Genomic DNA, 302 nt, shown 5'->3' with positions numbered 1-302 from the left:
GTAACGGCAATCTTAAGTGATCCGAAAACACCAACGACTACACATGACACACAGGAATTCTGTAAAGTGGATAATAAAACGGTAGCTGATTTGGTAACGAACGAAAGTGATGTGACTTGGTATGATGCTGCTGATGGAACAACAGTAGTTCCGTCAACAACAGTTCTGGAAAACAATAAAGTGTATTACGGTTCATTAAAAACAGGAATCTGCGATAGTCCAACACGACTTGCAGTAACCGTTACTTTAAGCGATCCGCAAACACCAACAACTGCCCAGACAACACAGGAATTCTGTAGAGT

1 protein-coding gene is annotated in these 302 nt (G+C 41.4%); it reads left to right on the top strand.

The features are described from left to right. The coding region (locus LPB89_RS21960) for a hypothetical protein (protein ID WP_230703744.1) at positions 1-302 on the top strand (302 nt) is incomplete at both ends.

The organism is Flavobacterium sp. ENC, assembly GCF_020991415.1.
Classification (GTDB): Bacteria; Bacteroidota; Bacteroidia; order Flavobacteriales; family Flavobacteriaceae; genus Flavobacterium.
This window is presented reverse-complemented; position numbering and strand designations above follow the sequence as displayed.